This is a genomic window from Paenibacillus sp. FSL H7-0943 (assembly GCF_037963265.1).
Lineage (GTDB): Bacteria > Bacillota > Bacilli > Paenibacillales > Paenibacillaceae > Paenibacillus_AQ > Paenibacillus_AQ odorifer.
Map to the genome: position 1 here is coordinate 5,504,457 of NZ_CP150148.1, position 22,287 is coordinate 5,526,743.

At 47.6% G+C, this 22,287-nt stretch carries 14 protein-coding genes and 1 other annotated feature; of the genes, 1 reads left to right on the forward strand and 13 read right to left on the reverse strand.

The features are described 5' to 3' along the window. Positions 1 to 133: 133 nt before the first annotated feature. Positions 134 to 1,372 carry an SPOR domain-containing protein gene (locus tag NSQ55_RS24165; RefSeq protein ID WP_339169465.1) on the reverse strand — a complete coding sequence of 413 codons (1,239 nt, stop codon included), beginning with the start codon at positions 1,370 to 1,372 and terminating at the stop codon, positions 134 to 136. A 216-nt stretch (positions 1,373 to 1,588) separates the two neighbouring features. Between NSQ55_RS24165 and NSQ55_RS24170 the strand changes: the two genes are divergently transcribed. Next, positions 1,589 to 2,575, forward strand: a complete 987-nt coding sequence (locus NSQ55_RS24170) for a diaminopimelate dehydrogenase (protein ID WP_038573038.1) — start codon at positions 1,589 to 1,591, stop codon at positions 2,573 to 2,575. A gap of 92 nt (positions 2,576 to 2,667) precedes the next feature. On the opposite strand, the gene NSQ55_RS24175 is transcribed toward NSQ55_RS24170, so the two are convergent. The 12 genes from NSQ55_RS24175 to hemC all read right to left on the reverse strand — a co-directional run bounded on the left by NSQ55_RS24175 (position 2,668) and on the right by hemC (position 21,210). After that, on the reverse strand, positions 2,668 to 3,855 hold the full coding sequence (locus tag NSQ55_RS24175; protein WP_076194482.1) for a glycosyltransferase: 1,188 nt from the start codon (positions 3,853 to 3,855) through the stop codon (positions 2,668 to 2,670). A gap of 337 nt (positions 3,856 to 4,192) precedes the next feature. Continuing rightward, positions 4,193 to 5,365, reverse strand: a complete 1,173-nt coding sequence (locus NSQ55_RS24180; RefSeq protein WP_139329949.1) for a GGDEF domain-containing protein — start codon at positions 5,363 to 5,365, stop codon at positions 4,193 to 4,195. Between the two features lie 18 nt (positions 5,366 to 5,383). Further along, on the reverse strand, positions 5,384 to 6,550 hold the full coding sequence (locus NSQ55_RS24185; RefSeq protein ID WP_339169468.1) for a GGDEF domain-containing protein: 1,167 nt from the start codon (positions 6,548 to 6,550) through the stop codon (positions 5,384 to 5,386). Between the two features lie 209 nt (positions 6,551 to 6,759). Continuing rightward, positions 6,760 to 8,136, reverse strand: a complete 1,377-nt coding sequence (gene murC / locus NSQ55_RS24190; protein WP_036685137.1) for a UDP-N-acetylmuramate--L-alanine ligase — start codon at positions 8,134 to 8,136, stop codon at positions 6,760 to 6,762. A 6-nt stretch (positions 8,137 to 8,142) separates the two neighbouring features. After that, on the reverse strand, positions 8,143 to 9,519 hold the full coding sequence (locus NSQ55_RS24195; protein ID WP_339169470.1) for a folylpolyglutamate synthase/dihydrofolate synthase family protein: 1,377 nt from the start codon (positions 9,517 to 9,519) through the stop codon (positions 8,143 to 8,145). A gap of 5 nt (positions 9,520 to 9,524) precedes the next feature. After that, the gene (locus NSQ55_RS24200) at positions 9,525 to 12,224 is read right to left on the reverse strand and encodes a valine--tRNA ligase (protein WP_076129400.1); all 2,700 of its coding nucleotides are present in this window, start codon (positions 12,222 to 12,224) and stop codon (positions 9,525 to 9,527) included. Between the two features lie 103 nt (positions 12,225 to 12,327). Then, positions 12,328 to 12,611, reverse strand: a binding site (T-box leader). 194 nt (positions 12,612 to 12,805) lie between these two features. After that, positions 12,806 to 14,173: a LysM peptidoglycan-binding domain-containing protein gene (locus tag NSQ55_RS24205; RefSeq protein ID WP_339169472.1), complete on the reverse strand. Its 1,368-nt coding sequence runs from the start codon at positions 14,171 to 14,173 to the stop codon at positions 12,806 to 12,808. Between the two features lie 331 nt (positions 14,174 to 14,504). Then, positions 14,505 to 15,440: an RluA family pseudouridine synthase gene (locus NSQ55_RS24210; protein ID WP_248549652.1), complete on the reverse strand. Its 936-nt coding sequence runs from the start codon at positions 15,438 to 15,440 to the stop codon at positions 14,505 to 14,507. Then, positions 15,437 to 16,723 (reverse strand): glutamate-1-semialdehyde 2,1-aminomutase, encoded by a 1,287-nt coding sequence (gene hemL, locus NSQ55_RS24215; protein ID WP_076129443.1) that lies wholly within the window; start codon positions 16,721 to 16,723, stop codon positions 15,437 to 15,439. Before hemL ends, NSQ55_RS24210 begins: the two co-directional genes overlap by 4 nt. A gap of 97 nt (positions 16,724 to 16,820) precedes the next feature. Continuing rightward, positions 16,821 to 17,819 (reverse strand): porphobilinogen synthase, encoded by a 999-nt coding sequence (gene hemB / locus NSQ55_RS24220; protein WP_076129402.1) that lies wholly within the window; start codon positions 17,817 to 17,819, stop codon positions 16,821 to 16,823. An 884-nt stretch (positions 17,820 to 18,703) separates the two neighbouring features. After that, complete coding sequence (gene cobA / locus NSQ55_RS24225; RefSeq protein ID WP_339169474.1) at positions 18,704 to 20,251, reverse strand: uroporphyrinogen-III C-methyltransferase; 1,548 nt, start codon at positions 20,249 to 20,251, stop codon at positions 18,704 to 18,706. Between the two features lie 5 nt (positions 20,252 to 20,256). Then, positions 20,257 to 21,210, reverse strand: a complete 954-nt coding sequence (gene hemC / locus NSQ55_RS24230; RefSeq protein ID WP_076129403.1) for a hydroxymethylbilane synthase — start codon at positions 21,208 to 21,210, stop codon at positions 20,257 to 20,259. Positions 21,211 to 22,287: the final 1,077 nt, after the last annotated feature.

The window sequence follows — 22,287 nt, forward strand, 5'->3', positions numbered from 1 at the left end:
CGTAAAATCCCCTACGGTAATGTTTACCACCTTTTGCCCTAAAAGTTGCGGAACGATACCCCTCTCCGAAAAAAACAACAAGCCCCCAATTCCCCGGAGACTTGTTGTTATTTTGAATCCGCAATCCAAGCATTCAATTCATAGCAGACAGCAGCTGTTTTTGGCTGGTCAAGAAGCTCAGCATGGATTCCTGCACTTCCCAAAGCAGGGCTTGCGCCTTGTTCTTGTTATATTCACTCAGTGCTGAAATTCCTTGGCTCATAGATTTCTCTAGCGCTGCACAAATGCTTTTGGCTTCAGGCGTTATGCCTTGCTCCAGAGCTTTAACAGCTTCACTCCATTGGAGATGAAGATCACTCACAGCTGAGGTATTAGCTGCCGCATCCGTTTGTCCGCCACTGAGTAAAGAAGCGGATTGACTGCTTAGTTCACTGAGCAACTGTCCACTCACCGCAAAATAACTATTCACAGCCTCCGCATTTCCGGCAAATCCTAATCGTTCCACTCCGGGAAGATCCACCTCTCTTACATAAAGCTCAATCCCTTGATTCTTCAGTCCACTGCTGAGCAGCTTAGCTTGTTCACGGTCAGAGGACATTCCGGCATATACACGATTTCCGTCAGCAGGGTCCAAGCCCGCAGCCAAACCAGCGTCCAACAGCTCTTGTCTAGCTTGTTCCGCGCCTGCCGGCGTACTGAATACGCCATACTGCAGCAGGTAGTAGCTTTGCGCAGCCACTTGAACAGGAATACTGTTTTTGCCAGCATCATCTGTGCCCGTAACCGGCAATCCCGAGGTTCCTACACCTGCTGGATCATTAGCTCCGGAAGTCTGCCCTGAAGTAGCCAATGTATCTGTTATCCCGTTTCCTGAACTACTGTCCATGTTTCCTCCATAAAAAAAGGAAAGCGCCGCATACCCTAGCAGTAGACCTGTGCCGATGGCCCCCACCACAGACAGGGATAATTTCCACCAATACGATGGGCGACGAGTATGATATGAGCCCCCATAACCTCCCGTATAAACCTCTGCTGATTTATCTCTATCATCCAGTACCAAATCTGAGAGCAGATACGATTGCTGCGTATTTCTGAAATCTCTATCCTGTTCGTCCCATTCTTGCTGGCGTGGATCTACAGTTCCTGAGTAATAGTCGTAAGCATCCTCCGGCGGTGCCTCACGCGTAGACCGTAGATCAGGTTCTTGCACCCAAGTATGCTGCTGTGCTGGACCGACCTCCTTGCGCAACTCCTCTGCATATTCTTCAGCTGTACCCAGTCCGCCACTGGACCAGCGCTCCACTACCTGCGGTTTTGGCTTAGGCTCGTCCTTATTCGCGTCAAATCGGAATGTCATTCTTCCGTTATTCAACAGTAACACCTCACCTCATCTAATCTATATGGAAATATATGATAGACAATAGAGAGATATGCTATTTTTATAGCCAAATGAATAATGAAAGTTATACGGATTCAGTTTACATTACATGTAACTTTTATATACTATATAAAAAGAGCTAAAAGTGTGCACTATACTAGTTAAGCTAGAAATAGGATTTTAGTTCATTACAGTTTAGGAGGGCTTTTTCTGAAACAAAAAATTCAAGCAGCAATTGTGGGCTACGGTAATTTAGGAAAAGGTGTACGTAAGGCTATTAACCAAAGTGAAGATATCGAGCTGGTTGCGATCTTTACGCGCAGAGAGCCTGGACAACTAGAAGCCGGTGAAACCGGTGTGAAATTCGAGCATATCTCTGCCGTCGAACAATATAAGGGAAAAGTAGATGTTATGATTCTGTGCGGAGGATCGGCTACCGATCTGCCAGAACAGACACCAGCTATTGCCCGGATGTTTAATACCGTGGACAGCTTTGACACTCATGCCAAAATCCCTGAGTTCTTTGCGACCGTTGATGCCGCAGCTAAACAAGGCGGAACACTCAGCGTAATTTCTACGGGCTGGGATCCAGGCCTGTTCTCCATGAACCGTCTGCTAGCTGAAGCTATTCTGCCACAAGGTAAAGAATATACTTTCTGGGGTAAAGGCGTCAGCCAAGGTCACTCCGATGCCATTCGCAGAGTAGAAGGCGTTAAAGGTGGCGTACAATATACTGTTCCAGTACAAGAGGTTATCGAGGCCATCCGTGCGGGTGAAACACCAGAACTTACTACTCGTGAAAAACATCTTAGAGAGTGTTTTGTAGTAGCTGAGGCTGGTGCAGATCAAGAGCGCATTCGCGAAGAAATCGTGAATATGCCGAACTATTTTGCAGATTATGATACTACGGTTACTTTCATCACTGAAGAAGAACTGGCAGCTCAGCATAGCGGTATTCCGCACGGCGGGTTTGTTATTCGCAGTGGGGTAACAGGAGAAGGCACGAAACAAATTGTTGAATTTGGCCTGAAGCTGGAGAGCAATCCTGAATTTACGGCTAGTGTGCTTGTGGCTTATGCCAGAGCTGCTCAGCGTATGAGTCAAGAAGGTCAAAGTGGAGCTCGTACTGTATTCGATATTCCACTTGGAATGTTGTCTCCGAAATCACCAGAAGAACTGCGCCGCAACTTACTCTAAAATCCTGTCAACAAATAACCCGCGTAGGACTTTTAAGGGTCCTCGCGGGTTATTCGTTGTCCAGAGCGGCAAGCATCATGTCTGACAACCCTCTATACAAGACTAAGAATCTTACTCTTAACATGATTCATTTCGTAATTTTTCAACAAAGTCTCATGCGCACGATCCGCAATAATGGCACCAAGCTCAGGATTTTTCAGTAAATTCAGTACACTTCCAACAACCTCAACTGAGGTATTAGCCAGCAAAATATTTCGGTTATGCTCACAATTCAGCTTCTCACACATGATTGAGCTAGTAACCACCGGGGTTTTTAGCGCCCAGGATTCCAGTATATTTCTAGAAACTTCGCAGCCTTCAAGGATGGGCACCAGAACAGCTTTAGACCGTCGTATGTATTCAGTAGAGGAATTTACTGGTCCAGTGACTATGACCGATTCATCTTCCTTAATCAAAGTCATGACCTCTGGGTGAACCTCTGAGCTGATAATGTAACTTTTGATATCAGGCACTTGTTCTTTAATCATGGGATAGGTTTTTTTAAAGAATACTCGGGCTGCATCTATTCCCAGTCTCATATTCATATTCCAGTGCAGCACAATTGAATTTTCTTTAGTCACAGGCTCTGCAAAAGTCTCATACTCATTCATCTTGATGAAATGGGGGACAACATGAACCTTACGGGCATCGGCAAATGATAGAGATTTGAACGCTAGTGCATCCCATTCCGAGGTTGCTAAAAGTAGTCCCGTCTTATTCATTAATCGCCGTTTATTCCTACGATCCCAAGCGGCATTGAGTTTATTATATGGATTCTTCCTGCTTAACTTTCCTGCCTCTCCGGCAGATCCTCCGCTTCCGTTTGCAAAACTATAGGTATCTGTGATCACACTGGCTTCTGGAAGCAAGTTCCGCACCATATCAATGCATTTACCCAATAGGACATGCGATATAAATACATGCTTATAATTATTGGAACGGCAAAGCTCCAAAATAGTGTTCTTCATATCTTTATCTATATGACTTAAGTTCGAGAAATTCCGCAGTTTATGTAAGGGGCGCAGCATTGGCCTCCAGGTCGTATAATCTTCATTAATGTTATGAACCGTAAGTGCCGTCCGCTCATTTATAGATACGGTTTGGTTGGCACTGCCGTACGTCAGCAAATCTATATCAAATTTCCCAAGCAAAATCTCGAGAATACTCCCTGTTCTCATTTCTCCTTCTAGATCCTCTGCGCTTTGATTCTGGGCTGATAGGAACAGCATTCTTTCTCGCATGACTCTGGCTCCTTGTATTTTGTAATAAAAACCCCCATCTACTAACTGAAACTTTAGATGCAGTTCAATAGTAACTCATTTCACTTAAAAGTTTTGTCGATTTATAGGAGAAGTCTAAAATTTTTTAAGTTTTTTTCTGAGTTTCCAGAAATTCATCACGATTTACCCTTATAAAACGCCACATTTTCTAAAATATAGACTAAAACCCCTTTTTTGACGCCATACATAATCATGAATTGCTCTATGGATAGAATTCGTAATCGTTAGGTAATATGTACTACGACTCTTTGCATACAAAAAAAGCATCTCCCTCGCTTAATGTCGAAAGGAAGACACTTTAGTTGTCGTAGCTTCTAACTACACAGTTCCGGCCCTTTTTCTTAGCCTGATACAATGCAGTGTCACTAAGTTTATAAAGAGTGTTCAATGAGTATCGTTCACCTGAATCCACCGTGATGATGCCAACACTTATCGTGTAATGCAAGGGTACACCATGAATGACCGCCCCTGTAACGGCTGTGCGCATCCGCTCTGCAATCATATCACTGTTTTGTTCATCGGCTCTATGCAGCAGCACAGTGAACTCCTCACCACCGAATCTTCCGAACAGATCACCATTGCCAAGCTGTTGTTTTATTTTATGAGCCAGATCCTTCAGAACATGGTCGCCGGTATTGTGGCCGTAGGTATCGTTTATGCGTTTAAAGTGATCCACATCCAGCAGTAAAAAAGAATACGGCAGCTTCTTCATTGCTGAGGCAGCTATTAAAGGCCGGGCGCGCTGTACAAAGGATCTGCGATTCAAAATACCTGTCAACACATCATAAGTGGCCACCCGTTCCAATTCTGTAAAGGAATCCTCCCTATAAAGCAGCATGATTCCTGCAGTTCCTAAGAACATAAGCAAATAAATCCCCAGATAAAAAAATATCTGCAGCCAGTGAGAGGTCTGTGCATTCCATCCTAACATCGAATAAAACGGTTCAAGTCCCTTGCTAACCAGCGCTAAAATTACAACAAAGTACAACAATCCTATGGTTCGCTGGAGAGAGGTTTCTCTAATCTTCACAGCTAATATATAAGCTGGCAAAGCTATGATCATAATCCCAAATAGACAAGTTGCAGCCATAACCAACCGCTCATCTGGCATAATTATATGCAGTAGCACTACGATGACAATGGATACTCCGAACAGGATCGTATAATATCGTTCAATCCTACTCCCAAAAACTCTGAGAAGCATCAGAAGCGCTAAGCTTTCCAGCGTACCTCCAGCTAAAGCAAGCAGCATACTGATTGGAATGGGAAGTCGTGAGTCTGTGAAATCATTCAGCAAAAGGAGAATTAAAGCTGCCAGCTGCAAATATTTTGCCGTGACAAACAAGGTAGAAGTCCGCTCCTGCGCGTAACGCAAACGATAGACGACAATAAGCAATACCGTAAAGGATTGCCACATAAAGAGGCAGACCAGCAGTGTCTTGAGATCCAGATGCATGTTAGTGAATTTCACCCCCTGTATTCTCCATGCTCAATAAATATAATTGTATCTGACCACTCGGTTTCTTCCTTCTTGTTTGGCTTGGTATAACGCTTTATCGCTCAGCTTGTACAGCTTATTTATCCAGATCTCCTGATCCGGTATGATTGTAATTACACCTATACTAACTGTATAGCCTTGTAAAAGTTTTTGTGTAGGCGTCTTCATTACTGCCTTTCGTAACACTTCAGCTTTCCGGTCACAGCTAGCTTCATCCAGCCCGCAAAGGATAACTGCAAATTCCTCGCCGCCAAGCCTGCCAAATAAATCGCTGTTTTCGAGGTTGTCCTTAATCGTCAATGCGAATTCTTCCAGAACAACATCGCCGGTATCATGGCCGTATGTATCATTGATTTCTTTGAAATGATCCAAATCCAGCAGCATAAACGAGAAGTACTCTTGCTCAGCAACTGCCTTCTCAAGCCGTACCTCAGCTTCCTCAAGAAATGCTCCACGGTTAAGGATTCCAGTCAGATCATCGTAGCTAGCGATTCGTTTCAGTTTTACAAAGGAATGCTCGTTAGAAAGTAGAATAAAGCCTGCGGCTCCCACAATCAACAATAAATACATCCCCAGGTAATATAAATACTGCGAAAGATTAGTTGTGAACACGTTCATCTCTGGCTCCCAGATCAATGCAACAATCGCGCGGAGCAGCATAATCCCTGCAAAAGCGTAAAACAATATTCCGAGTATCTTCTGAAGAGGGGTGCCTTTGGGGTTCCCCGTGAGGTGGTAAGCTGGATAGACAATAAACAGTATCGACCATAATGAGGTACAGGCTATGCGCCAGCTGGAATGATGGAAGAAGATCGCTACAATACTAAAAGTAATCGAACTAAGTATGGAAAGCGTTATGTAATACAACTTTATCCGCTGACCAAGGATTCCCATCATCAGCAATAAAGAAATAATCTCCAGACAGCAGCCTAAAAGAATCAAAGCGTTGCTAAGTGGAATGGATAAAGCGCGGGGGATATGACCCCATAATAATAATGAACACCAGAAGAGCAACTGCACCGCCTTTGAGCGTATGAATAAGGTGGATGCCCTGTCTTTAGGAGCGCTCCTCCGGTAATTGGTTATCAGCAGCAATATAAATAGATTTCCAAAAATAAATAAATACACTAACGTTTTGATATCAAGCTGGGAGTCCATGAGTCACCACCTACACGGAAAAATTGATCCTCTACTGACAGCACTATAGCACTCAATGGCTGGTTCAGCAAATACCCTATTTATTTCATTTTTTAGAATGTACATACACCGCTTAAGTATACAAAAAAGCACTTCCCCCTGCACGGAGCTCGGGGGGAAGTGCTATGGTCAAGAGAATATGAATATTCTCGTGTAGGCCTGTGTTTGTATTAACGCTTCTTCAAGCCGTCCGCCAATGCGTATCCAACCTTCCAGATATCGCCTGCGCCCATCGTAATAACTAGGTCACCTGGGGCAATACGAGGTTTCAGATCAGCAAGCACATCTTCTTTGGTTGGCAGATGTCTTGCACCAGCGTTACTGTTCTGCACAATAAGCTCAACCAGCTTCGCAGATGTAACCCCCTCAATCTGCTTCTCACCTGCCGGAGAGTAGATGTCGGTGATGATCACCTCATCTGCTTCGCTAAAGGCGCGGCTGAAGGCATCTAGCAGGAAGAACGTACGTGTATACCGCTGAGGCTGGAATACGGCAATAATCCGTTTCCCCGTTGCCTTAGCAGCACTGATTGTCGCCTGAATTTCAGTTGGGTGATGCGCATAATCATCGATGACCAGAATGTCATCGACTTCTCCGAGCACTTGAAAACGGCGCTTCGCACCATGGAATTTCACGATCGCTTCAGCGATTTTTTCAAAAGAGATTCCTGACTTCAAACAAGCGATAACCGCAGCCATTGAATTATACAGATTGTACTGGCCTGGCACGGATAGTTCAATTTGTCCCAATACTACGCCATTATGGTTCATCGTATACGAAACCTGACGGTCGCCAAGAACGATGTCTGTGGCAATATAATCTGCAGTCTTCGACTTGATGCCGTAAGTAATCACCTTACCTGACACTTCAGGCAATAAAGAAATCACGTTCTCGTCATCTGCACACACAATCGCAGTGCCGTCTTCACGGGTCTGGTTCATAAACTGTACATAAGCAGCCTTGAGACGGTTAAAATCTCCGCCATAATTCTCCAAGTGATCTGCTTCCACATTCGTGACAATTCCAAGCCAAGGGTGATAGTGCAAGAAAGAGCCATCGCTCTCATCCGCTTCCGCCACTACATAATCGCCTTGTCCTGCCTTTGCATTCGTACCGACGTTCATAATCTCTCCGCCAATAATATACGTAGGATCAACTTCACACTCTTCCATTACAAGTGCGATCATAGAGGATGTAGTTGTTTTACCATGCGCTCCGGCAACAGCTACCCCTTTACGTTCGTTCAATAAACGGGCTAACATTTGTGAGCGGTGCAGAATTGGAATCTTAAGACGCTCTGCTTCCACCCATTCCACATTATCGCTGGACAAAGCCGTAGAGTACACGACGAGATCCGCACCTTTTACTTGTTCTGCTGTATGCCCAATATAAATCTTGGCACCTTTAGCAATCAATTTATCCGTCAATTCTTGGGCAGCCACATCGGAGCCCGTAACCGTATATCCCATTTCTAGCATCACTCGGGCAATCGCGCTCATACCGTAGCCGCCGATCCCTATAAAATGCACACGTTCAGTAGTATCCAACAGTCGTCACCAGCCTTTTTCAGTATCGGGTTGCTGCAAAAGTGTACCGCGCACGTCAGAAATCAAATACAGCGTACCAGATACGACGGCAAGGTCATCCTCCGCTGTAATCGACTTCAGTTGTTGCAGCGCTTTTCCCCAATTATGTTCTACTATGATTACCAAGTTTTCCTTGGCATATTTATCCCGCAGACTTTCTGCGATAACCTGCAGATGCTCCGCGTCCATTTTGTTCTGGAAATCCGGTTCGGTCAGGATGAGCGTATCCACTATAGGCAGTATATGCTTAAAGTAGGATTCATGATGCTTATTTGCCATCATTCCCATAAGTAAATTTAATTTACCGTATTTATAGAGCTGTGGCAGGCTTTTGGCAAGGCTCTCCGCGCCTTCCGGATTATGTGCTCCATCCAGTACGATCCTCGGAGATTTACTTACCTCTTCCAGCCTTCCAGCCCAAAATGCATGACGCAATCCTTCCAGAACATCTTCATCCTCTAGCATGAACGCCATATACTGGCGCAAAACTTCAAGAACCATCATGGCTCCTGCCGCATTGCTAATCTGGTGTTCGCCTTTCATCACAATCCCAAGTTCAAGCGAACGGAAGGGACCCTTAAAGTTAAAGGTCTGCACATCCCCATGGATTCCAGTAGCTTCATAGCTAAAATCTTCTCCGGCAAGATAAAGAGTAGAGCGGCAAGCCGCCGCTTTCTCCTTGAGTACAGCCACGACTTCCGGTTGATTTACGCAGCTAACAATAGGTACACCGGGTTTGATAATCCCGGCTTTCTCCATTGCAACCTTCTCAAGCGTATCTCCCAGAATATCCATATGATCATGGCCGACATTTGTAATCACCGACACGATCGGAGTAACGATGTTCGTTACATCCAGCCTTCCCCCAAGCCCAGTCTCCCATACGACAACATCCGGACAAGAAACACCCGCAAAAAATAGAATGGCCACAGCTGTAGTTACCTCAAACATCGTTGGTGAGCCAAATTCCGTTTCTGCAATCTCATCTACCAAAGGACGAAGGGTATTCACTAGCTCAAGAAGAGTTTCTTCAGGAATGTCCGTATTATTATATTGGAACCTGTTCGTGAACTTCGTAATATACGGAGACGTGAAGGTGCCGACAGAATAGCCGCTTTGCAAAAGTGCGCTTGTCAAAAAAGCACAGGTGGAGCCTTTGCCGTTGGTACCCGCCACATGAATAAATTTCAGCCGACGGTGCGGGTTTCCCAGCTTGTCCATCAACATCTCAATTCTGTCTAAACCTGGCCGGATTCCAAAAGGAATCAGGCCCTTGATCCAGTTAACCGCTTCGGTATATGTCGCAAGAGGGGCGGTGCTCCCGCCCCGATTTAGGTCATCCATGTCTCTTATCCTCTCAGCTCTGCTATGCGGGCAAGTACTTTCTCACGTTTGGCAGAATAATCTGCCTGCTTCGCCTGCTCCTCTTCGATAACTTTTGCGGGAGCTTTGGCCACGAAGCCCTGATTGCTCAACTTTTTCTCTACGCGTTCTACTTCGCTGTTCAGCGTCTGCACTTCTTTTTCCAGACGAGCGATTTCTTGTTCAATATCAATCAGCCCCGACAAAGGCAGAAGCAGTTCCGCTCCCGTTACTACAGCGGACATTACCTTGTCTGGCGTTTCCGGATTCAGGCCAGCTTCGAAAGAAGAGGTATTGCAGAAACGTCCGATGTAGTTGTCGTTACGAGTAATGATGCTCAGCGTTTCCTCATTGCTCGCTTTAATAATCAAATCAACCTTTTTGCTCATCGGTACATTTACTTCAGCACGGATATTACGAACTGCCCGGATTACATCCATCAGCAGGTTCATTTCCGCTACCGCTTGCGGGTTCTCCAGAGCAGCATCATACTCAGGCCAAGCAGCCAAAGTAATTGTCTCTCCTTCATGCGGCAGATGCTGCCAGATTTCCTCCGAAATAAACGGCATAAACGGATGAATCAAGCGCATCGTGCGGTCGAGTACATAAGCAAGTACGGACTGTGTCTTCGCTTTGGCTGCGGCATCCGTTCCGTAAAGCGACAGCTTCGCGAACTCAATATACCAGTCACACAAATCGTCCCAAATGAAGTTGTACAGCTGGCGGCCGGTCTCGCCGAACTCGTACGAGTCAATTAGACGCGTAATTTCACGAGAAGTTTCGTTCAGACGGTGTAAAATCCAACGGTCAGCCGTAGTTAGCTCCCCAGTAATGTCAATATTCTCGAAGCTAACTCCTTCAAGATTCATGAGGGCGAAGCGTGACGCATTCCAAATCTTATTAGCGAAATTACGCGCCTGCTCTACCTTTTCCCAACGGAATCGTAAATCCTGACCCGCTGTGCTGCCGGTAGAAATCATATAACGCATAGCATCTGCGCCATACTTCTCGATAACCTCAAGCGGATCTACACCGTTGCCGAGTGATTTGGACATTTTTTGTCCTTCAGCATCCCGTACCAAACCATGCATCAATACGTCCGAGAATGGTTTCTCTCCGGTGAATTCCAGTGCCGAGAAGATCATCCGCGCTACCCAGAAATAAATAATATCGTAGCCTGTTACGAGCACATCGTTCGGATAGTAACGTTTGAAATCTGCACTGTCTTCATTCGGCCAGCCTAGGGTTGCAAACGGCCAGAGGTTGGAGCTAAACCAAGTATCCAGAACATCCTCGTCCTGTTTCAGGTCGGTTAAGCCGCTGATCCGGCGCGCTTCTTCCTCGTCATTCGCCACAACCAGCTCACCGGTAGATTCAGAATACCAAGCCGGAATACGATGTCCCCACCAAAGCTGACGGGAAATACACCAGTCGCGTACGTTTTCAATCCAGTTCAGGTAGGTTCTCTCGAACCGTTCAGGTACAAAGTTAACCCCATTACCATCCTTCTGTGCATTGATGGCAGCTTCGGCGAGCGGCTGCATCTTCACGAACCATTGTGTGGACAGGTAAGGCTCAACAACCGCTCCTGAACGTTCACTGTGTCCAACTTGATGCACATGATCTTCAATAGAGATCAGAACGCCTTGCTCCTTCAGATCCGCCGTGATGGCCTTACGGCATTCACTCCGGTCTTGACCTTGGTAAGGTCCTGCTTCTTCGTTCATCGTACCGCTCTCATCCATTACGTTGATCTGCGGCAAATTGTGCCGTTGACCTACCTCGAAGTCATTTGGATCATGAGCTGGCGTGATCTTAACCGCACCGCTACCAAACTCTTTATCTACATACTCGTCAGCGATAATTGGAATCTCCCGGCCGATAATCGGCAGGATCAGCGTTTTACCAATCAGATCTTTATAACGATCATCCTCAGGATGAACAGCAACTGCCGTATCACCCAACATCGTCTCCGGACGTGTGGTCGCTACAGTGATATGTCCGCTGCCATCTTTAAGGGGGTAACGCAGGTGGTACAGATGACCGTTAACTTCCTTATATTCAACCTCGATATCCGACAACGCCGTACGAGCCGCCGGGTCCCAGTTGATGATACGTTTACCGCGGTAGATCAAGCCTTTATTATAAAGCTTAACAAATACCTCGCGAACTCCCTTCGACAAACCCTCATCGAGGGTAAAACGCTCGCGGGAGTAGTCAAGGGAAAGTCCCATTTTTGCCCACTGCTCATGAATGGTGTTCGCGTATTTGTCTTTCCAATCCCACACCTGCTCCAGGAACTTCTCACGTCCGAGGTCATGTCTAGAAATCCCCTGCTCGCGCAGCTTCTGCTCTACCTTCGTTTGTGTTGCAATACCTGCGTGGTCCGTACCTGGCAACCAAAGCGTATCGAAGCCCTGCATCCGTTTAGTACGAATCAGGATATCCTGTAATGTGAAATCGAGCGCATGCCCGATGTGCAGCATTCCTGTTACGTTTGGCGGCGGGATCACAATACTATAGGCTTTAGCATCCGGACGCTGGCCTGCACGGAAATATCCGCCCTCTGTCCAGTAGGAATACCATTTCTGTTCTGCTGCCTTCGGATCATACGTTGTTGGCATCTCGTTTTTAGATTCATTCGTAGCGGCAGCATCTGCCGCTGTTAGATGGTTTTGGTCAGCCATTCTCTGATACCTCCACTAGTTTACTTGTAGTTGCTTATAGTTGTTAGTAAAGTTGCTGTATAGAGCGCACAGGTCTCTGAAAAAAACAAAAAGACCCCTCGTCTCAAAGGACGAAAGGTCATTCTTTCGCGGTACCACCTTTGTTTCGCGCCAATGAAAAATAAAACTACACTTCTTACCCTACGGATTCAGAAGCTTAGCGCGACACTCGTACAGATAACGGCTGCTACCGGCCACAACCTAACTTATCCTTCACAGGTATGAAGATAAGCTCAAAAGGGCGACTCCGGGGCGACTTCGGGGGCTGTTTCCTACGGAATGTCACAGCACTTGCAATTCCGCTCTCTGAAGGGCTGACCGCCTACTCTTCCCGTTCCCAGTCTTTACTTAGATATTGCTTACTCCATAATACATTTTGAGCCCCCCCTAGTCAACCTGGATACGCCTTTGCAGCGGGACTTTAGGCTGAATTTCGACTTATTTCTTCTGAAGCATCCCTTCCAACAATGAAACAGCAAAAATCCCGATCCTAATACCTGATCGGGATTCACCTATTCATGTGTGTACGCATCACGATTCGATTACGGGATGTACAACACTTGGCCTTCCTCTACACTCTGCCCGGATAAGCGATTATACATTACCAGCTCCCGCGCACTTAGCTGATACTTCTCTGCTATGGTATCCAGTGTTTCTTCACGCTGCACAATACACAGCCGAACTTTGCGGAACATATTAGCTCCATCCGCGCTGGCAATGAATCTGCTCTTCCATTCCGTATTATTGCCAACCTCTGGAACGTCCACTGCTGCAGATGTATTTCCTTCCGACTGCAGAGCTTCCTGCTCTTTACGGACACGACTGGAGCTTAGTAAAGAGGAGAAGGTGAGATGTTCTTTTTCCGGAATTTCTGCTTCTTTTTTACTGCCCAAGGCGATCTTAAGATCTTGTTTCTCCTCATGAGAAGCCACACTCTCTTGTGAAACAAAAACTTCGTTCGCATTCTCATTAATCGGCGCAGTATTCTCTTCTTGCTTAGGAAGCTCATTATTAGCCTCATTTTCAGAAGCGAATACAGGGATATCCTGAATTGCATCTGCACTAACGGCTAGAACAGCGGTCTCTCTAGGAGTAAAATATTCCTCTGCCGACTGTTGGTTCTCTTCGCTCACATAGCTTGCTTGATTCAGCTGAGACACCTCAACCTCTTTGTTCTGGGCCTCGGCTTTAAACCAGTAATCGGATAAACCCGCTTTAGCATCCTCAACTTGGGACTCCAGACTATGTGTCCGTGCTTTAGCTCCCTTGTCCTTCTCCTGACCGGATGAGAAATTGACTACAGGGGACGTATGAGCGACTCCACTTGAGACTAATGATTCTTCTGCTTCCTGTTCATTCGCTTCGGCATGCTCATGTTCTTCTACAGCAACCTGTGAGGCATCCTCACCGAAGGTCCACTGAGAATTTTCATAAAGTGCATCATTTTCCTGTTCTTGTAGCTCCGCAGTAGCTTCTACCCTGTCATCATTCACAGGAGAATAGGCGACTGTATACTCCTCTTGCTGCCAGGCTGGTTGAGGTTGAGGGTCCGCACCACCGATCCCCCGCAGCGATAATACGCCTGTTATATTCACAGTGCGCATCGTGAGCAGATCGATATCAAAATTCTCAATCTCTACCCCAATATCTTCAATCGAGCTGACGCGTGTAAGCGGAACAGTGATTTCCACGGGAATGGCATGCTCCAGACGTTGTGTTCGGTCATCTTCACTCCGGTAAAGCCCGGTAAGCAACAGCTGACCATATAACTCGGCACGATCCTCCCGCTGAATCACCTGAATTTCCGGAAGTAGTTCAACCTCCTCCAGCTCAGCTATTCCCGGAAGCTCTTCCGAAAGGTGAATGCGTTCGTAAATATCAAACCGCAAGCCGTGGGACTGATCAAACACGGGATATGTCCTCCTTCTTGGCATAATCTAACCCTGAGACAGGCCCAGAGCATAAGCCCAAAATGTTACTCCCCACATGTATATGCTTCAAACAGAGAGGCATGACAACTTTGGTAGTACTAACCGGACAGGATGCTAATAAATTTCATGAATTTAAGAGCTCACCAAACCTTCAGCCTGCTGATAGATGCACTACTTCGTAAGAACAAAGTATTATATGCTGCTTTTATTAATAAGACATGGATAGATGTTTTTTTTCTGAAAAAATAGAAAAAGAACAGTAGAACCAGCTTTTGCTGATTCTACTGTTCCTTAGCCACTTACGTATCTGTCAGGGTGCTTCAGACAGCAGCTCTCGCAGCTGCAGCATATCCTCCGGCCACGGATCGCTGACTTCCAGCTGTTCTCCGCTCCAAGGATGGCGGAAGGACAATGCCTCGCCATGCAGGGCATGGCGGCCGGCAGCGCTGGAAGCCCAGACCGGACCGCCATATAGTTCATCCCCATACAAGGGATGACCCATATGGCTGAGATGAACGCGAATCTGATGCGTCCGTCCAGTCTCCAGCTGCACATGCACTAGGCTTCCGCCATGCAGTGCCTCGCGCTCGATGATTCGCGTCACGGCAGATTGTCCGCCGGGCGAGACCCGTCTGCGCGCAGCGTGATGCCGATCGCGCCCAATCGGGGCATCGATCACCTTAAGCGCGGGCGGCACGATGCCTTCAACGATCGCGGCGTAGTGCCGCGAGATGCTTTTTTCACGCATATTCTCGTCCAGGACTAACTGTGCGAACTCATTTTTCGCATACATCACCGGACCCGTTGTATCTTTGTCCAAGCGGTGAATATGGCGCACAGCCACATTTTCGCCGGAAGTGATATAATGCGCAGCTACGAGGTGATCCAGAGTTACACCTGTTCCACTGCCATCTGGATGTACCGCCAGCCCAGCTGGTTTATGAGCTACCAGGCAAAAATCATCCTCATACAGCACCTCAAGCTCTTCCCATATCGGTTCAAGCCCCGCTTCACGATCGGGAAAAAGCGCCAGCCGAAGCCGGTCGCCTTTCCACTGAATGCCTCCCTCGCGGCGTAACCGCAGATGAAGTTTCTCGGGCATGCCAACAGTTTCTAGCAGCCACTTGTCAATCATTGCCTGCGTATCCTCGGCTCCAGTAATGATTTTGCCGGGTGTTACCTCGAGCCACTCTCCACGCCGGGTCCAAGCGCCACCACCGGTTCTTTCTCCGGCTCCGATGCTCAAAGGGCCTTCAGGGCATTATAATGACCCTCAATGGTATCATCAATATCTTGCTCACTATGTGCAGCCGATATGAACATCCCCTCAAACTGTGAAGGTGGCACACTGATGCCTTGGTTTACCATATGACCAAAATAACGACGGAAAAGATCCGTGTCACTGGACTTAGCCGTTTCAAAATTGATTACAGGTCCTTCAGTAAAGAATGGGCAAACCATTGATCCCACCCGGTTGATAGTGAGCGGAATGCCAGTCTCAATTGAATTCTTTTTCAAACCCGCTTCCAGACGTGCACCCAATTGTTCCAGACGATCATACACTTCCGGGGTCAATAGCTTGAGCGTAGTATATCCGGCTGCCATCGCCAATGGATTACCACTAAGTGTGCCCGCCTGATAAATCGGTCCAGTAGGAGCGATTTGCTCCATGATCTCTCTTTTGCCGCCATAAGCACCCACTGGAAGTCCGCCGCCGATAACTTTGCCAAAACAAGTAATATCCGGAGTAATCCCGAACAAGCCTTGAGCACAACCACGATTAACACGGAAGCCTGTCATAACCTCATCAAAAATAAGCAGCGAACCATTGTCAGAAGTTAATTTACGAAGCCCTTCCAGGAAGCCTGGAAGCGGTGGAACCACGCCCATGTTGCCGGCAATCGGCTCTACGATCACTGCGGCAATCTCATTGCCAAAACGTTCGAAAGCAATCTGAGTGGACTCCAAATCGTTGTAAGGAACCGTAATGGTATTCATTGCAACGCCTTCTGGGACACCCGGGCTATCCGGCAAGCCCAATGTAGCTACACCAGAGCCAGCCTTAATAAGCAGACTATCCGCGTGACCGTGGTAGGAGCCTTCAAATTTCAAGATTTTGCTGCGTCCAGTGTAACCACGTGCCAAACGAATCGCGCTCATCGTAGCTTCCGTTCCAGAGTTAACCATGCGTACGATATCTACAGATGCCACTCGTTCAACAACAGTTTTTGCCATTTCCGTTTCGAGTAGCGTTGGAGCGCCAAAGCTTGTCCCTTTTACCGCCGTCTCCTGCAATGCCTTCACAACCTCGGGATGCGCATGACCCATAATCAGCGGACCCCATGAGAGCACATAGTCGATAAAGCTGTTGCCGTCGATATCAAAAATACGCGAACCTATCCCATGATCCACATAAATCGGAGTCAGACCTACGGATTTAAACGCCCGTACAGGGCTGTTCACCCCGCCGGGAATATATTGTTTTGCTTCATCAAAAGCCTTCCGGGACGCTTCCTCTTTACGCGCCATTGGCACATTACTCATGTATCTTCACTCCTATTCTCTTCTTGGTTACACAAGCTTGTACAAACATATATTAGCTGCCGCGATGTCGGTGTGATGAAGATTAGCCGCGCAGCCAGCGGGCTGCATCTTTTGCAAAATAAGTAATAATAATGTCCGCACCAGCACGTTTCATGCCCGTCAGCATTTCCAGCACAACGGCTTGCTCGTCGATCCAGCCTTGCAATGCCGCTGCTTTTACCATGGAATATTCTCCACTCACATTGTAAGCCACCAAAGGAAGATCAAACTGATCACGAATCGTACGAATCACATCTAGGTAAGCCAGAGCTGGCTTCACCATTAACATATCCGCGCCTTCCAGCACATCGGATTCTGCTTCACGGAGTGCTTCGCGCAGATTGGCAGGGTCCATTTGATATGTTTTGCGATTCCCGAACTGTGGTGCTGAATCCGCTGCTTCGCGGAAAGGGCCATAAAATGCCGAAGCATATTTGACCGAATACGACATAATCGGCACATGCTCAAAGCCGTTCTCATCAAGTCCCGCACGAATTGCGTGAACAAATCCATCCATCATGTTGGAAGGGGCGATAATATCTGCTCCAGCTTTTGCTTGGGATACCGCCGTACGAGTCAAAAGCTCCAGCGAGGCATCGTTGATAACATCGCCATGGACCACACCATTCACCGTATGCGTATGCACCATTCCACAATGTCCGTGATCCGTAAATTCACAAAGGCAGGTATCTGCAACGACCAACAGCTCTGGGTACCACTGCTTGATCAAGCGAGTAGCCTCTTGCACAATTCCATCCTCTGCAAAACCGGAAGAACCGATAGCATCCTTCGTCTCAGGAATCCCGAACAACAATACAGCCGGGATGCCTAGTGCGGCAATCTCGTCCACTTCTGCTTTTAACGTATCCAGCGAAAAATGATACACACCCGGCATCGAGCTAATCTCATTCTTCACACCTGTTCCATAAGTCACAAAAATAGGCTGTACCATATCCAGCACATTCAGTATCGTCTCCCGCACCATGCCACGAATTCCAGCAGAGCCGCGCAAACGGCGGTGACGTGTAATTGGAAAGCTCATTTGTTCATCCTCCTGAAAAATAAAATATAAAACCAAATTATGTGTCTGGCAGCAAACTACAACTAGCCGCAGCCAAGTCTAAATTAGCTACAACCAAACCGCCGACCACTGGCTAACTACGTATAGTTGTAGTTTGTGCAACTATCTCGATGTTTTGTCCTAATTGTAAGCTTTAGTTGCATTCTCTACAGTTATTTATTACAAAAGTGCGAAGATTCCTCATTTAGCGGATATTTAATTGCACATACTACAACTAAACTCGGCTTTAGCTGATATATAGGAAATTTAATTGTATAAAGTACAACTAAACCTAAACCTCAAGCAGATCTGCTCACATTAACCTACTGCATATTCTCTACATACCAGTTAGTTTACAACCAAATATTATCCTCCGGACTCCATAAGTCACTACGTTCGGAGTTCAATTTATATGTTACTTGAAGGTAGCGATGTGGCACTTTTGAGCGTAGATATAACGGCGAGTAAACCAACAAATGTTAGTTAGTAAAAGTAACCGCGAACTCATTAATAACTACCAACTCACATGTAACCACGAACTATTTAGTAACTACGAACAAACTCTAAACTCACATGTAACCACGAACTATTTAGTAACTACCAACACACATGTAACCACGAACTCACATGTACCTACGAACTATTTAATAACTACCAACTCACATGTAACCACGAACAAAACTCTAGCCTGTAATGTAACTAATTATAAGCTGAGCGCTATATTTCTAAGCAGGCACTGCCTTCTCCGTTGAACAGCTACTACTCTCCCCGCAGAGTAATCAGCTTCTACCTTCCCACCAGAAAGTAAGCTGCGTAAGCTAAGCACACCTGTAAACTATTGCTTCGTTCTATCCTCGATCCGAGCGCTACTGCAGCTGAGTCTCCGCATTCCAGCGGCAGAGCTCCTGCACCAAACCGTCTATGGTTGCCTCTTCAGGCAAGAGTCCCGGTGTCAGTCCCGCGTCTACCGCAGTCTGCTCCGTTAACGGGCCGATGCAGGCGATTTTCACATTTGCAAGCAGCGGGAGCGGATCTTCAAGCCCCATCCGTTTCAGGATGTGTATGAAATTACGCACGGTTGACGAGCTGGTGAAGGTTACCGCGTGAACGCGACCTTCCTCTAGCAGCTTCAGCAGCTCGACGTCATCCTCACCCGTGACAACCGTCTCATAGGTATCCACGTCTGTCACCTGAAGGCCAAGCTCTCTCAGCTTGTCCGGCAGCCAGTCCCGCGCCAGATCGCCGCGCGGCAATAGCACGTTCTGCCCCGGCAGCAGCTGGGGACCGAACGTCTCAATCAGACCTTCCGCCTGAAACTTCGCCGGAAGTTCCTCAGCGATCACCCCGCGCTGCGCCAGCGCGGCGGCTGTGCCTGGCCCCACCGCTGCAATACGCGCGCGGTGTAGCCCGCGAATGTCCGCCCCCAGCTCCGCCAAGTGGCGCCAAAAAAACTCCACGCCGTTCGGGCTAGTGAAGAATACCCAGTCGTACGATTCCAGCGCGCCAAACGCCGCTGCAATCTTCTCCTTCTTCTCTGCCCCTTCCGGCATGATCGTCTCGATCACCGGGAACTCGTAGGGTTCCCCGCCGAGTTCTTCAATTCTATCCACCAGCTCGCTTGCTTGGCTGCGAGCCCGTGTCACCACGATGCGTTTGCCGAATAACGGCATCGCCTCGACCCACTTCAGCTGCTCACGCTGCAGCACCACGTCGCCGACGACGATGACTGCCGGCGGCTGAAAATCCGCCGCCTTCACCTTCGCCTCAATATCGGCGAGGGTTCCCGTCAGCGTCTCCTGATCCGCGCGGGTGCCCCAGCGCACAAGTGCCACTGGTGTTTCTGGCGGCCGCCCGTGCTTGATCAGCTGAGCGCTGATATAACCTATTTTAGCTACGCCCATCAGAAACACTAACGTTCCCGTGGCGTTCGTTACTTTATCCCAATGTATGGAATGATCCAGTTTATCCGGGCTCTCATGCCCGGTGATAATCGACAGGGAAGAGGCATGATCGCGGTGCGTAACAGGTATACCCGCATAGGCAGGTACACTGATCGCTGACGTGATGCCCGGTACGATTTCGTAATAGATCCCATTTTTGCGCAGCAGCTCCGCTTCTTCACCCACCCGGCCAAAAATCGTAGGGTCCCCACCCTTAAGCCGCACCACTGTTTTCCCCTGTAAAGCCAAATCAACTAACAATTGATTAATCTCTTCCTGCTTCATCGTGTGGCGATCCGGCAGCTTGCCTACATAAATCTTCTCCCCGCCGGGTTTCATGCATTTCAGCAATCTAGGACTTGCCAAGCGATCATACACCAACACGTCGCTTTTTTGGATACACTCGAGGCCTTTCACAGTAATCAGCTTTGCGTCCCCGGGACCTGCACCTACCAAATAAACCTTCCCCGTCAATCCACTCATCCCCTAACGTCTGACAGTATCTTCTCCGCTCCTCTTGCAATCAGCTTTTTAGCGACTTCTTCGCCGAGCTGTACCGGGTCAATCCCCGTGCAAGTTTCTTTCAAAATCGTTGAACCGTCCGGTGTTCCCACCATCCCCGTTAACGAGATTACTTTGTGCTCAGCGGTAGCAGCTTTGGCGGCTGTGTCAAGCACCGCATGAGCACCAATCGGCACTTGGCAGCCGCCATTCAGCACGCCAAGGAACGTGCGCTCCGCCGCTACCGTTAATGCCGTATCGGCGTCGTTGTATAATGCCAGCAGCTTCCGCAGGTCAGCGTCATCTGCGCGGCACTCGATGCCGAGTGCGCCCTGCCCTACAGCGGGCAGGCAAACCTCCGGCGGCAGGTAGGCGCTCACGCGATCCTGCCAGCCCATGCGCGACAGCCCCGCCGCTGCCAGCAGGATTGCGTCGTATTCGCCGCTCTCCAGCTTGCGCAGCCGCGAGTCAATGTTGCCGCGCACGGGCTCAATGACCAGATCAGGCCGCAGCGCAGCGAGCTGGCTGGATCGGCGTAGGCTGCTTGTGCCTACGCGTGCACCCTGAGGCAGCTCGTCTAGCGAGACGCCTCCGTTAGAGATCAAAACATCACGCGGATCGACACGCTTCGGCACAGCACCATTGATCAACCCATCCGGTAACTCGGATGGCATATCCTTCATGCTGTGCACCGCCATGTCAATTTCTTTTTCCAGCATCGCTTGCTCGATTTCTTTCACGAACAACCCTTTGCCGCCTACCTTGGATAAAGTAACGTCAAGAATGCGGTCACCTTTGGTGACGATCTTTTTCACTTCAAAAGTAAAACCAAAACCATGCTCCTCGCTAAGCCGCTCCAGATCAGCAATCACATGTCCCGTTTGCGTCAACGCAAGCGCGCTCTGTCTACTCCCCACTATAACCTTACGCATTTGTCCATTCCTCCTGGTAACGTTCGCCTCTTACTCTTCACCGCAAAACCTTGCACTAGAAATCCAAACCCAAACTAACCAATTAACTACTCTCACTCTAAAAAAGGCATTATTGCCTTTGAATTCGCTACTTCGGATGATCCCCACCAAATTTGAGGCATTTTTGCCTTTCTTTTAGCTCATTCGGCGACTGTTGCTCATTTATAGGGCATTTTTGCCTTTCTTTTAGCTCCTTCGACGACTGTTGCTTATTTAGAGGGCATTGTTACTATACATTCCGCCATCTCAGCTACTTAAGCCCAATTCAACAGTATTTATACCGTACATTCCGCCATCTCAGCTACTTAAGCCCAATTCAACAGTATTTATACCGTACATTCCACCCTCTAAGCTACTCCATCCCAATTCAACGGGATTTATACCGTACATTCCGCCATCTCAGCTACTTAAGCTCAATTCAACGGGATTTATACCGTACATTCCACCATCTCAGCTACTTCAACCCAATTCAACGGGATTTATACCGTACATTCCACCATCTCAGCTACTTAAGCCCAATTCAACAGTATTTATACCGTACATTCCACCATCTCAGCTACTCCATCCCAATTCAACGGGATTTATACCGTACATTCCACCATCTCAGCTACTTAAGCTCAATTCAACGGGATTTATACCGTACATTCCACCCTCTAAGCTACTCCATCCCAATTCAACGGGATTTATACCGTACATTCCGCCATCTCAGCTACTTAAGTCCAATTCAACGGGATTTATACCGTACATTCCACCATCTCAGCTACTTAAGCTCAATTCAACGGGATTTATACCGTACATTCCGACATCCAAGCTACTCCATCCCAATTCAACGGGATTTATACCGTACATTCCGCCATCCAAGCTACTTAAGCACAATTCAACAGTATTTATACCGTACATTCCACCATCTCAGCTACTTAAGCTCAATTCAACAGTATTTATACCGTACATTCCGCCATCTCAGCTACTTAAGCTCAATTCAACAGTATTTATACCGTACATTCCACCATCTCAGCTACTTAAGCTCAATTCAACAGT

Bases quoted from the DNA above. Each gene is read 5' to 3' on its own strand.
- NSQ55_RS24175 (WP_076194482.1), bottom strand. From the start codon at position 3,855: ATGCGAGAAAGAATGCTGTTCCTATCAGCCCAGAATCAAAGCGCAGAG.
- NSQ55_RS24185 (WP_339169468.1), bottom strand. From the start codon at position 6,550: ATGGACTCCCAGCTTGATATCAAAACGTTAGTGTATTTATTTATTTTT.
- NSQ55_RS24195 (WP_339169470.1), bottom strand. From the start codon at position 9,519: ATGGATGACCTAAATCGGGGCGGGAGCACCGCCCCTCTTGCGACATAT.
- NSQ55_RS24200 (WP_076129400.1), bottom strand. From the start codon at position 12,224: ATGGCTGACCAAAACCATCTAACAGCGGCAGATGCTGCCGCTACGAAT.
- hemL (WP_076129443.1), bottom strand. From the start codon at position 16,723: ATGGCGCGTAAAGAGGAAGCGTCCCGGAAGGCTTTTGATGAAGCAAAA.
- hemB (WP_076129402.1), bottom strand. From the start codon at position 17,819: ATGAGCTTTCCAATTACACGTCACCGCCGTTTGCGCGGCTCTGCTGGA.
- hemC (WP_076129403.1), bottom strand. From the start codon at position 21,210: ATGCGTAAGGTTATAGTGGGGAGTAGACAGAGCGCGCTTGCGTTGACG.